Source organism: Pseudomonas sp. BP6 (assembly GCF_017875935.1).
Taxonomy (GTDB): domain Bacteria; phylum Pseudomonadota; class Gammaproteobacteria; order Pseudomonadales; family Pseudomonadaceae; genus Aquipseudomonas; species Aquipseudomonas putida_Y.
This window is the reverse complement of the sequence record NZ_JAGINI010000001.1, coordinates 482022-494274: the sequence shown is the minus strand read 5'-3', so window position 1 is coordinate 494274 and position 12253 is coordinate 482022. Positions and strand designations below refer to the sequence as shown.

11 protein-coding genes are annotated in these 12253 nt (G+C 63.3%); 5 read left to right on the top strand and 6 right to left on the bottom strand.

The window, feature by feature from the left end; genetic code table 11:
* The first annotated feature begins 119 nt into the window (after nucleotides 1–119).
* Both J3A98_RS02215 and J3A98_RS02210 read left to right on the top strand, forming a co-directional pair.
* Entirely contained in the window at nucleotides 120–473 is a 354-nt protein-coding gene (locus J3A98_RS02215) for an MGMT family protein (RefSeq protein ID WP_176682626.1), read from the top strand.
* A 43-nt stretch (nucleotides 474–516) separates the two neighbouring features.
* A complete protein-coding gene (locus J3A98_RS02210) occupies nucleotides 517–2064 on the top strand; it encodes an AmpG family muropeptide MFS transporter (RefSeq protein WP_176682625.1) in 1548 nt (515 codons plus the stop codon).
* Between the two features lie 464 nt (nucleotides 2065–2528).
* Here the strand turns inward: J3A98_RS02210 and J3A98_RS02205 are convergent, their stop codons facing one another.
* The 3 genes from J3A98_RS02205 to J3A98_RS02195 form a co-directional block, all read right to left on the bottom strand.
* A complete protein-coding gene (locus J3A98_RS02205; protein WP_176682624.1) occupies nucleotides 2529–3773 on the bottom strand; it encodes an MFS transporter in 1245 nt (414 codons plus the stop codon).
* A gap of 129 nt (nucleotides 3774–3902) precedes the next feature.
* On the bottom strand, nucleotides 3903–4745 hold the full coding sequence (locus tag J3A98_RS02200) for a mechanosensitive ion channel domain-containing protein (RefSeq protein ID WP_176682623.1): 843 nt from the start codon (nucleotides 4743–4745) through the stop codon (nucleotides 3903–3905).
* A 111-nt stretch (nucleotides 4746–4856) separates the two neighbouring features.
* Entirely contained in the window at nucleotides 4857–5342 is a 486-nt protein-coding gene (locus J3A98_RS02195) for a YajQ family cyclic di-GMP-binding protein (RefSeq protein WP_003251890.1), read from the bottom strand.
* Between the two features lie 100 nt (nucleotides 5343–5442).
* Between J3A98_RS02195 and J3A98_RS02190 the strand changes: the two genes are divergently transcribed.
* The 3 genes from J3A98_RS02190 to J3A98_RS02180 are packed head-to-tail and all read left to right on the top strand — an operon-like array spanning nucleotide 5443 to nucleotide 8996.
* Nucleotides 5443–6360 carry a putative 2-dehydropantoate 2-reductase gene (locus tag J3A98_RS02190; protein WP_176682621.1) on the top strand — a complete coding sequence of 306 codons (918 nt, stop codon included), beginning with the start codon at nucleotides 5443–5445 and terminating at the stop codon, nucleotides 6358–6360.
* A gap of 37 nt (nucleotides 6361–6397) precedes the next feature.
* Nucleotides 6398–8428, top strand: coding sequence for an ATP-binding protein (locus J3A98_RS02185; protein WP_209969725.1), 2031 nt, complete (start codon nucleotides 6398–6400; stop codon nucleotides 8426–8428).
* Between the two features lies 1 nt (nucleotide 8429).
* Nucleotides 8430–8996, top strand: coding sequence for a cob(I)yrinic acid a,c-diamide adenosyltransferase (locus tag J3A98_RS02180; RefSeq protein ID WP_176682620.1), 567 nt, complete (start codon nucleotides 8430–8432; stop codon nucleotides 8994–8996).
* A 139-nt stretch (nucleotides 8997–9135) separates the two neighbouring features.
* Here J3A98_RS02180 and J3A98_RS02175 read toward each other — a convergent pair whose 3' ends face one another.
* The 3 genes from J3A98_RS02175 to argJ form a co-directional block, all read right to left on the bottom strand.
* Nucleotides 9136–10080 (bottom strand): Nudix family hydrolase, encoded by a 945-nt coding sequence (locus tag J3A98_RS02175; RefSeq protein ID WP_209963697.1) that lies wholly within the window; start codon nucleotides 10078–10080, stop codon nucleotides 9136–9138.
* Nucleotides 10077–10709, bottom strand: a complete 633-nt coding sequence (locus J3A98_RS02170) for a glutathione S-transferase family protein (RefSeq protein ID WP_209963694.1) — start codon at nucleotides 10707–10709, stop codon at nucleotides 10077–10079. The genes J3A98_RS02175 and J3A98_RS02170 overlap by 4 nt, the downstream gene beginning before the upstream one ends.
* 155 nt (nucleotides 10710–10864) lie before the next feature.
* Nucleotides 10865–12082 (bottom strand): bifunctional glutamate N-acetyltransferase/amino-acid acetyltransferase ArgJ, encoded by a 1218-nt coding sequence (argJ, locus tag J3A98_RS02165; protein ID WP_021785812.1) that lies wholly within the window; start codon nucleotides 12080–12082, stop codon nucleotides 10865–10867.
* Nucleotides 12083–12253: the final 171 nt, after the last annotated feature.

The window sequence follows — 12253 nt, the reverse complement described above, 5'->3', positions numbered from 1 at the left end:
CCGGGCATTATCCAGATACCGACGACCAGAGCAAGGACAGACCGGGAGCATGCCGTTGAGTTCAACTCTCATTTGCCGGACCACCGGTCCGGTTTCATCTGCAGCCCAAGGCGGGCGAGATGTCTGATGGATATGAGCACGCCCTTGATTCGGCCGAGGGCCGACGAACGGCGCTGTATTCAGTACTTGGCCAAGTGCCACCCGGCAAGGTGGTGAGCTATGGCCAACTGGCCGAACTGGCTGGGCTTGGCCGTGCGGCGCGCTGGGTTGGGCGCACCTTGGGGCAGTTGCCTGCAGACACTCGCCTGCCTTGGCATCGGGTGCTTGGCGCAGGTGGCCGGCTGAGCCTGGCGCTGGGCACGCCGTCGGGCGATGAACAACGGGCGCGGTTACGCGAGGAAGGTGTGAATGTAAGCAACAATCGTGTGGATATGACGCGCCATGGCTGGCGCCCAATGGAGCACAGCGGTTAGAGTGCGCGCTTTGTTTTCGAAAACTTGAGGCAGATGTTGGCCCATGCCCCGTAAAACCTGGCGCGCTGCGCTTGCTGCCTATGCCAGCCCGTCAACCTTGGTACTTTTGCTACTCGGTTTCGCCGCCGGCCTGCCCTACATGCTGGTGTTCTCGACCCTGTCGGTATGGTTGCGCGAAGCCGGCGTTGCCCGTGAAACCATCGGTTATGCCAGCCTGATTGGCTTGGCCTACGCCTTCAAGTGGGTCTGGTCACCGCTGCTCGACCAATGGCGTCTGCCGTTGCTTGGCGGCCTCGGGCGCCGGCGTTCGTGGCTGCTGTTGTCGCAAGCGCTGGTGGTAATCGGGCTGGTCGGCATGAGCCTGTGCGACCCGCAACAACACCTCTCCTGGCTGATTGCCATGGCCGTACTGGTGGCCTTCGCCTCGGCTACCCAGGACATCGCTGTCGACGCCTACCGCCTGGAAATTGCCGACGACCAGCGCCAGGCCGCGCTTGCTGCCAGCTACATGGCCGGCTATCGGGTGGCTGCCTTGCTCGCCACGGCCGGTGCCCTGTTCTTCGCCGAGTGGTTCGGCTCTACCGGCTTCAGCTACCTGCACAAGGCCTGGGCCGGTACTTACGTGATGTTCGGCGTGATGATGCTGCCCGCCCTGTTCACCACCTTGGTCATGCGCGAACCGTCAGTGCCCATGCGCACCCAACTGTCGGCCGCGCGCTACGGGCTGGTGCACCAGATGGCCTCGGTGTTCGTGCTGATCATCCTGCTGGTCTCGGTACCGGCCAGCTTCACCCAGATGTTCAATACCGGCTGGTCCAGTGTGATCTCCGGTGATGCCACGCCGCTTGACCTGCTGCTGGAAGACCGCGCCTTCCTGCGCCTGATCCTCTACGTGCTGTTGTCCTGGGCCTGCCTGTCGAGCCTCGGTCGTCGCGGCCTGGCCCCCGTGCTGACCCCGATCAACGACTTCATCACCCGCTACCGCTGGCAGGCTCTGCTGCTGCTAGGCCTGATCGCCACCTATCGCATGTCGGACACGGTGATGGGGGTGATGGCCAACGTGTTCTATATCGACATGGGCTTCACCAAGGACCAGATTGCCAGCGTCAGCAAGATCTTCGGTCTGATCATGACCTTGGTCGGCGCCGGGGTTGGCGGTCTGCTGATCGTACGTTTCGGCATCATGCCCATCCTGTTTATCGGCGGCGTAGCCTCTGCCGGCACCAACATCCTGTTCCTGATGCTGGCTGACATGGGGCCGAACCTGGAAATGCTGGTGGTGACCATCTCACTGGACAACTTCAGCTCCGGCATGGCTACCTCGGCCTTTGTGGCCTACCTGTCAAGCCTGACCAATCTGAAGTTCTCGGCGACCCAATACGCGCTGCTCAGTTCGATCATGCTGCTGTTGCCGCGGCTGATCGGCGGGTATTCGGGCGTTATTGTGGAGAAGTTCGGCTACCACGACTTCTTCCTGATCACTGCTTTGCTGGGGGTGCCTACGCTGATCCTGATCGCCCTGCAGTGGCATCAGGAAGCCGGGCGGGGGACGCCGGTGGCGGAGGAACACTCCGCAGCTGAGCGGCCCTGAAGCTTTGCATTGCCTGTGCTGGCCTCTTCGCGGGTGAACCCGCTCCTACACCGGGCCGCGTCGCCTTGTAGGAGCGGGTTTACCCGCGAAGAGGCCGGGCCGCGTTGCCTTGTAGGAGCGGGTTCACCCGCGAAGAGGCCGGGCCGCGTTGCCTTGTAGGAGCGGGTTCACCCGCGAAGAGGCCGGGCCGCGTCGCCTTGTAGGAGCGGGTTTACCCGCGAAGAGGCCGGGCCGCGTCGCCTTGTAGGAGCGGGTTCACCCGCGAAGAGGCCGGGCCGCGTCGCCTTGTAGGAGCGGGTTCACCCGCGAAGAGGCCGGGCCGCGTCGCCTTGTAGGAGCGGGTTTACCCGCGAAGAGGCCGGCCGCGTCGCCTTGTAGGAGCGGGTTCACCCGCAAAGAGGCCGGGCCGCGTCGCCTTGTAGGAGCGGGTTTACCCGCGAAGAGGCCGGCACAGGCAATACCGATTATCGAGCTACAGCCCCTTCCCCAGGCCGCCCACCCACCACAAACCACAGCGGCCACAGCGCCAACGCCCCCGCCACCCCCGCCGCCAGGGCAAAATGCAGCAAGCTGGCACCGGCGCCAATCATCGCCAGCAGCGCCCCTCCGAGCCCGAGCAGGGCAATGGTGATCATCCCCAGCATGGCCGAAACCAGACCCTTGCTCTGTTCACTGGAGAACAGCGTCATGCGGTACAGCACCGCATTGGCCACGCCCAACCCCAGCGCATACAGCGACATGCCCGCCACCAGGCTGGTCACGCTCGGCCAGTACCAGGTCGCCAGCACCATCAGGCACAGGCCGGCCAGGTATGGCCAGAGCGCGCCACGCACCAAGGCTGGCAGCGGATAGCGGTCAGCAATACGGTTGATGATCAGGTTACCGAGGATCAGCCCGCCAAACACCGGCAACTGCCACAAGGCATACTCCAGGGTACTCAACCCCTCATCGTGAATCAGCAGCACCGGCGACAGACCGATCCAGCCAATCAGCGGTAAGCCGACCAACCCAAGGGCAGCGCTGCCTGCAACGAAGCGGCGGTTGGCCAGCAACTGGCCATAGCCCGCCAACAGTGGCAGCAGGTGAATCGGCGTGAATGCCAGCCGCGAACCGTCACGGCGCTCCACCCCCAGGGTTTCCGGCATGAGGCGGTACAACAGCAGCCAGGCCAGCACCGCGCCGATGGCGAACGCCACGAACAGCCAGCGCCAGTCCAGCCATTGCAGCAGCAGAGTGCCCACCAGCGGTCCGAGCAAGGGCGACAACAAGGCGATGTTGGCCAGCAGGGCCATCATGCGTACGGCATCAGCCTCGCTGAAAGCCTCATTCAGGGCCGGGTAGCTGACAGTGACCACAAAACCCAGGCCAATGCCCTGCAAAAGGCGCAACAGGTTGAACAGGCCGATGCCCTGGACCCAGAAGGTAGCCAGGCAGGCCAGGCCAAAGAATGCGCAGCCAACCAGCAGCAGCGGGCGCCGTCCATAGCGGTCGGCCAGCGGGCCGATCAGCCATTGCAGTACCACGCCCCCCAGCAGGTACAGGTTGAGGGCATGGGGTATGTATTCAGGGCTGGCGTCGAGGTCGCCGACCACGACCGGCATGGCCGGCATGACCGCGTCGCTGGCCAGGTAGGTCAGCAGTTCGAACAGGGCCAAGGTCAGGCCGAACAGCAAGGCGCGCAGAGGGGTGATATACAGCAGTGGTTTCATGATGGCGTATCGGGTGTGGCAGGCGGGGTCAGGCTATATGCCAGAAATTGTTGGAAGTTGCTGTGAACAAGTGTAATCAAGGTAGGAAAAAAACCGGGGCCGCTTTGCGGCCCCAGCTTTGACGCGGTATTACTGCGTTGCAGTCTCCTGCACCACACGAATGACCCGCTGCGGAAACGGAATGTCGATCCCTTCGGCCTTCAAGCGGTCACGCGCATACTCGTTGAGCATGAACATCACGTCCCAGTAATCGGAGGTCTTGGTCCACAAGCGCAGCGATACGGTGATCGAGCTGTCGCCCAGCGTCGACACGACCGCCTGCGGTGCCGGGTCTTGCAGGACGCGTGGGTCCTTTGCCAGCTCCAGCAACACATTGCGGGCCGTCTGCAGGTCGGCCTCGTAGTCAACGCCCACATCGAACACCACCTTGCGCGTCGGCTGACGGTTGGTGTTGGTAATGATGCCGTTGGACAGGCTGCCATTGGGCATGATGACCGTCTTGTTGTCAGCGGTGCGCAGCACGGTGTGGAAGATCTGGATACTGTCGACGGTGCCGGCCACGCCCTGTGCTTCGATCCAGTCACCGATACGGAACGGGCGGAACATCAGAATCAGCACACCACCGGCGAAGTTCGCCAGGCTGCCCTGCAAGGCCAGGCCGATGGCCAGGCCTGCAGCACCGATGGCGGCGACGAACGAGGTGGTCTCGATGCCGATCATCGAGGCCACACTGACCAACAGCAGCACCTTCAGCACGATGTTTGCCAGAGAGCTGATGAAGCCCTGCAGCGCCAGGTCGGCGTTGCGCAGGCCAACGAGCCTGCCGAGGCGGGCGCTGACCTTGTTGATGATCCACCAGCCAACCGCCAGGGTGAGCAGTGCCAGCAGCACACGGCTGCCGTATTCCATGATCAAAGGGATCCACGTCTGGGATTGGCGGACGAGCTGATCGACCTCAGCGTTCAAATCCATATTCATCTCCTGATGCCGAGCGGCAAGTACACGGTAGAACAGGCCGCGCATGTATTTACGCAACCCCGGCCCCCATGGACATCATTTAGCCATCGGGGTTCCGGCCCCGCATCAGTCGCGGAAGTTGTTGAACTGCAGCGGCATGTCGAATTCCTTGGTGCGCAGCAGGGCAATGGCTTCCTGCAGATCGTCACGTTTCTTGCCGGTTACCCGTACCTGCTCACCCTGGATGGCGGCCTGTACTTTCAACTTGCCATCCTTGATGGTGGCAACGATCTTTTTCGCCAGGTCCTTGTCGATGCCTTCGCGGAACTTGGCTTCCTGTTTCTTTTCCTTGCCGGAGGCGTAAGGGTCCTTGGTTTCCAGGCACTTCACGTCGATCTTGCGCTTGACCAGTGCCAGGCGCAGGATTTCCAGCATCGCCTCGAGCTGGAACTCTTCCTCCGCGGTGAGCATCACGGTCTGCTCTTTGTCCTTGAACTCGAAGGTGCCTTTGCCCTTGAGGTCGTAGCGGCGGTCCAGTTCCTTGATGGCGTTGTCGACCGCGTTCTGCACTTCGTGCTTGTCCAGTTCCGATACCACGTCGAACGAAGGCATGGTGGTTCTCCCAAAATAAAAGCGCGCTCAGGCTGAAGATGGAGCGCGCTGGGTTTGAAGGTTAAAATGCGGGCTCATTATAACGGGTTGCGAAACGCATATGAGCAGCACCTGGCATATTCTCGGCGCCGGTAGCCTGGGCAGTCTGTGGGCCTGCCGCCTGGCACGCGCAGGCAAGGCCGTGCGCCTGATCCTGCGTGACGGGCAGCGGCTGCAGGCTTATCAGCAGGCCGGTGGCCTGTCCCTGGCCGAACAGGAGCAAACCCGGCACTACGCCATACCTGCCGAAACCGCGCAGGCGCAAGGCCCGATTCACCGCCTGCTGGTGGCCTGCAAAGCCTATGACGCTGCCCCGGCGATTGCCAGTGTAGCGCCGCGGTTGGCCGAAAGCGCCGAGGTGCTGCTGCTGCAGAATGGCCTGGGCAGTCAGGATGAAGTCGCCGACCTGGTGCCGCACGCTCGCTGCATCTTCGTCTCCAGCACCGAAGGCGCCTTCCGCGAGGGGGACTGGCAGGTGCGTTTTGCCGGCCATGGCTTCAACTGGCTGGGCGACCCAGGTAACCCCATGGTCCCCGCCTGGTTCGATGACCTGCACGAAGCCGGTATCCCCGCGGAATGGACAGTGGACATACTCACCCGACTGTGGCGCAAGCTGGCGCTCAATTGCGCCATCAACCCGCTGACCGTGCTTCACGATTGCCAGAATGGCGGGCTGCTGGGGCACCTGGGTGAAGTTCAGGCCCTGTGCGCCGAGCTGGCCCGACTGCTGCGCCGTTGCGGCCAGCCGCAAGCAGCCGAGGGGCTGGACGAAGAAGTGCAGCGGGTAATCCTGGCCACCGCAGCCAACTACTCTTCCATGTACCAGGACGTGCATGCAGGACGGCGCACCGAGTTGCACTACCTGCTCGGCCATGCTTGCCGCGCAGCCACCCGTCATGGCCTGCAACTGCCGCAGCTGGAACACCTGCTGCAGCGCTTGGTCGAAAACCTGCGCGTGCGTGGTTTGCCCTGCGACTGACGCGCCCCTTCAACCGGATACGGACATTGCCTTGCCCATGACCTTGCGCCAACGCCTGGAAAACCTCCCGGTCGGGCAGAAGCTGCTGGCGGCCCTGCTGGTATTGCTGGTGACCATCTTGCTGGTGGCCAACCTCACTTTCATCAGCGCCGCCTACTGGATCACCCAGGAAAGCATGGCGCCGCAGGCTCTGCAGACCATCGGCCGACTGGTAGCCAATCCACAGCTTGCAGCCCGCGCCGGCGACACCCCGGACACTGCCAATGCCCTGCTCAAGGAACTGGACAATTACACACCGCTGCGTGCCGCCGCCGTCTACGGTGGCGATGGGCGGATGCTGGCGCAGTTGCAGCACGGCGAGCCGCTGGCCCTGCCCAAGCGTTTTCGAAACATCGACGGCTGGCGCCTGATGGAGTTTCGCAGCACTCAGTTGATCCGTATCCCCCGCGATGCCAACCCACCGGCACACTTGCTACTGGTAGCCAGCAGCGAACTGCCCATGGCCTTCTACACCGGCACACTCAGCGCCAGCCTGGGCATCCTGGTATTCAGTGTCCTGCTATGGATCGTCATCGCCCGGCAGATCAAGCGCCTGATCACACAACCGATCAACCAGCTTGAGGAACTCAGCCGCCAGGTTACCCGCGAAGAGAGCTATGCCTTGCGCGCCCAGCGCGGCAACGACGATGAGATCGGCAGCCTGGCCGAGGCCTTCAACACCATGCTGTCGCGCATCGAGGCCCGCGAGCAGCAGCTCAAGAGCGCCCGCGACGAGTTCCAGAGCGCCTACGACCAGGCTCAGGGCCTTGCCGAGGAAACCCGCCACACCAACCGCAAGCTGGAACTGGAAGTACAGGTACGCAGCAAGATCGAAAAAAAACTCACCGGTTTCCAGAACTACCTCAACAGCATCATCGACTCGATGCCCTCGGCACTGATTGCCCTCGACGAACAGCTTTACGTGACCCAATGGAACCACGAAGCCACGGTGCTTTCCGGCACGCCACTGGACGAGGCACTCAACCAGCCGGTGTTCATTGCGTTCGAGCCGCTGAAGCCGTTCCTCCCGCAGCTGAAGGAAACCGTGGAAAAACATCGAGTGGCGAAGATCGAGCGGGTAACCTGGCCCAAGGGCGACGACCTGCGCCACTACGCCCTGACCTTCTACCCACTGACCGGCGGCGGCGGGCGCGGCGTGGTCATTCGTATCGACGACATCACCCAGCGCCTGTCATTGGAAGAGATGATGGTGCAGTCGGAAAAAATGCTCTCGGTCGGCGGCCTGGCTGCCGGCATGGCGCACGAAATCAACAACCCGCTGGGCGCTATCCTGCACAATGTGCAGAACATTCGCCGGCGCCTGTCGTCCGACCTGCCGCGCAACCAGGAACAGGCCGAAGAGCTGGGCATCGACCTGGCCACGATCAACCGCTACCTGGACAGCCGCGAGGTGCCGCAACTGCTCGACGGCATTCAGCAGGCCGGCGCCCGGGCGGCGAAGATCGTCACCCACATGCTCAGTTTCAGCCGCCGCAGTAACCGCCAACTGGTGCCATGCGAGCTGCCGGCACTGATTGATCAGGCGCTTGAAATTGCCGGCAATGACTTCGACCTGGCCATCGGCTTCGACTTCAAGGGTCAAGCCATCGTGCGCCAGTTCGACCCCGACCTGGGGCCGGTGCCCTGCACCGCCAACGAGCTGGAACAAGTACTGCTCAACTTGCTGAAGAACGCAGCCCAGGCCATCCACCAACGCCCGCAACCCAGCGAGCCCGGGCGCATCACACTGCGCACACGGCTGAACCCGCCATGGGCGGAAATCCAGGTCGAGGACAACGGCGTCGGCATGCCCGAGGCAGTGCGCAAGCGCACCTTCGAGCCGTTCTTCACCACCAAGGAAATCGGCCAGGGCACCGGGCTGGGCCTGTCAGTCTCGTACTTCATCATCACCAATAACCACAAGGGGCAGATGGAAGTGCAATCCACGCCAGGCCAGGGCACCTGCTTTACCCTGCGCCTGCCCCTCAGCCAGCCGACAGCGGCGGCGCCGACCAGAACGGAGCAATGATATGGGCTACCGCCTTTCGAAAATCTATACCCGCACCGGCGACAAAGGCGAAACCGGCCTGGGCGACGGCCGTCGGGTGCCCAAGGACCACCCGCGGATCGAAGCGATTGGCGAGGTGGACAGCCTGAACAGCCAGTTGGGGTTGCTGCTGGCGGGGCTCGCCGAGCACGGGCTGAATGAGGTGGCCACAGTACTGGCGCCGTGTCAGCACCGCTTGTTCGACCTGGGCGGCGAGCTGGCGATGCCCAGTTACCAGGCGTTGAACCTGGCGGAAGTGGAACGCCTGGAGGCGGCCATCGATGTGTGGAACGAAGAACTGGGGCCGCTGAAGAACTTCATTCTGCCCAGTGGTTCGGCGCTGGTGGCGCAGGCGCATGTGTGCCGCAGCCTGGCGCGCAGTGCAGAGCGCCGGTGTCAGCAGTTGAATGCCGTGGAGCCACTGGAAGGCGTTGGGATGACGTATATCAACCGGCTTTCCGATCTATTGTTCGTGGCGGCGCGGATCATCGGGCGGCGCCAGGGGGTGGCTGAGGTTTTGTGGCAGCCCGCCGAGAAACCCAAAGGCTGATACTTCTGGGGCTGCTTTGCAGCCCATTCGCGGGCTTGCCCGCTCCCACAGGTTTCGAGCAGGCTTGAAGCTTGTGAGTTTTCTGTGGGAGCGGGCAAGCCCGCGAATGGGCCCCGCAGCGGCCCCTGTTACAGGGGACTCAAACCTCGGGCCAGAACGCCCGGATCCCGGCCACACCCTGTGCCCCCGCTTCCCAGGCCTGCTCACGCTCACTCGCCCCTACCCCACCCAGCAGATAAACCGGCTTGTTGAACCCGGCAATCAGGCGCTCCGCCTCATCCCAGCCCAGCGGCACCGCATCCGGATGAGTCTGGGTCGCCTGCACTGGCGACAAGGTGACAAAGTCCACGTCCATCTGCTCAGCCAGCGCCAGCTCCTCGGCACTGTGGCAGGACGCGGCCAACCAGCGTTCCTTGGGGAATGGCCGGCCCCTGGCAGCGTACTTGCGCAGTTGCGCGGCCGTCAGGTGCCAACCGGCCGCCGGGAAATCACCCAGCCATTCCAGTGGCCCTTTAAGCATCAACTGCGCCTTGCCCGCACACAGCCCGACCGCATCCACCGCCACGTCGCGGTACTTGGGATCGTACATGTCCGGGGCACGCAACTGGATCAGGCGAATGCCATTGGCCACCGACTTCTGGATGCCCTTGAGCAGCTGCGGCACCTCCAGGCCATCCGGGGTGATCAGGTACTGGTCCGGCAGGCGCGCAGCGGCGATGATCGGCTTGTTGGCCTCAGGGAATTCGTACTGCGGCAAATCGCGCGGGGCAACCCATTCCAGCGGCTGGCCTTCGGCACCATGGGGTTCGCCAGTGAACGCCTCGACTTCGCGCACGTCCAGCAGCACCTGCTTGTCCGGGTAGTCATGGCTGACCTTGATCAGCGCACGCGACCGGCTTACCTCGATACCCAGCTCCTCGCGCAACTCGCGGGCAAGCGCCGCTTCGACGCTTTCGCCTTCTTCCACCTTGCCACCGGGGAACTCCCACAAGCCGCCCTGGTGCTGGGTGTCGGCACGGCGTGCGATCAGAATACGGCCATCAGCACCGCGAATGACGGCCGCTACTACATGAATCCGTTTCACGCTTTACGCTCCTCCAGGCCTGCCTGTTGCCATGCCTGGAAGGCTGGCCACTGATAGATGGTCTCGATGTAGGCTGCCGCCTCAGCGGGGACTTCTACGCGGTAGGTACGCAGGCGCACCGCCACCGGGGCAAAGAAGGCATCGGCCAGGCTTGCCTTGCCGAACAGGAACGGGCCGCTGTCCTTGGCCACCAGACGGCATTCGGACCACAGCGCAACAATACGGTCGATGTCGATTTGTACGTCCAGCGGCACGCTTTCCAGCGCCTGGTCGCGCGACAAGTCGAACGGCATGGCGCCGCGCAGGGCAAAGAAGCCGCTATGCATCTGCGCACAGGCCGAACGGGCTTGGGCTCGCGCCGTCACATCGGCAGGCCACAGCTGGGCTTCGGGGTGGCGTTCGTTGAGGTATTCGGCAATGGCCAGCGAGTCAGCGATCACACCGAGCTCGGTCTTGAGCAGCGGTACCTTGCCGGTGGCGGAGTACGCGAGAATGCGCTGACGGGTATCAGGCTGGTTCAGCTTGATCAGGGTTTCTTCGTAGGGTATGCCAGCCAGCTCGAGGGCCAGGGCGCCACGCAGCGACCAGGAGGAGTACAGCTTGTCGCCGATGATCAGGTGATAGCTCATGGTTCGGCTCCATCAGGTTTGTATTGCAAAACCCGCAGGCCGCTGCGCGGCCTTTCGCGGGCAAGCCCGCTCCTACAGGGACCGCACCGCTCCTGCAGGCATTGCAACACCTGTGGGAGCGGGCGTGCCCGTGAAGAGGCTTTCGGATCAGTAGATCAGGTACGGTACTCGGCGTTGATCTTCACGTACTCGTGGGACAGGTCGGTCGTCCAGATGGTTTCGCTGCACTGGCCACGGCCCAGTTCGATTCGGATGGTGATCTCTTCCTGGGCCATCACTGCCGAACCCTGCGCCTCGGTATAGCTCGGGCTGCGGCCGCCTTGGCTCGCAATGCAAACGTTGTCCAGGTAAACATCGATCAGGCTCACATCCAACTCCGGTACGCCGGCACGGCCTACGGCGGCAAGGATACGGCCCCAGTTCGGGTCGGAGGCGAACAGCGCGGTCTTGATCAGCGGCGAGTGGGCCACGGCGTAGCCGACATCCAGGCACTCCTGGTGGTTGCCACCACCGTTGACCTGCACGGTCACGAACTTGGTCGCACCTTCGCCGTCACGGACGATGGCCTGGGCCACTTCCATGCACACTTCGAACACGGCCTTTTTCAACGCTTCGAAGAGCGCGCCGCTGGCTTCGGTCACTTCCGGCAGGTCAGCCTTGCCGGTAGCGATCAGCATGCAGCAATCGTTGGTCGAGGTGTCACCATCGATCGTGATGCGGTTGAACGACTTGTTGGCGCCGTCCAGCATCAGGTCCTTGAGAACCTTCGGTGCCACCTTGGCGTCGGTGGCGATGTAGCCCAGCATGGTCGCCATGTTCGGGCGGATCATGCCTGCCCCCTTGCTGATGCCGGTGACGGTAACGGTCACGCCATCGTGCTGGAACTGGCGGCTGGCCCCCTTGGGCAGGGTGTCGGTGGTCATGATGCCGGTAGCGGCCTCAGCCCAGTTGTTTTCCGACAGGTTGTCGAGCGCGGCCTGCAGCGCGCCTTCGATCTTCTCGACCGGCAGCGGCTCACCGATCACGCCGGTGGAGAACGGCAGTACCGATTCGGCCGGTACGCCAGCCAGTTCGGCCAGCTTGGCGCAGGTGCGCTCGGCGGCGGCCAGGCCTGGCGCGCCGGTGCCGGCGTTGGCGTTCCCCGTGTTGGTCAGCAGGTAGCGCACGGTGCCCTGTACACGCTGCTTGGACAGGATCACCGGCGCTGCGCAGAAGGCGTTGAGGGTGAACACGCCGGCCACGCTGGAACCTTCGGCACAGCGCATGACCACCACATCCTTGCGCCCCGGGCGCTTGATACCGGCAGAAGCGATACCGAGTTCAAAACCCGGAACCGGGTGCAGGGTGGGCAAAGGACCAAGACCAACAGCCATTAGAGCGCTCCTAGAAAAAACGATGATGTCGAAAAAGGGGCCGCTTCGCGCCCCATCGCGACACAAGGCCGCTCCCACAAGGATCGCGCCCGTTCATGGACGAGCGCGGCACCTGTGGGAGCGGCCTTGTGTCGCGAAAGGGCCGCAAAGCAGCCCCAGGCTTGTACAACG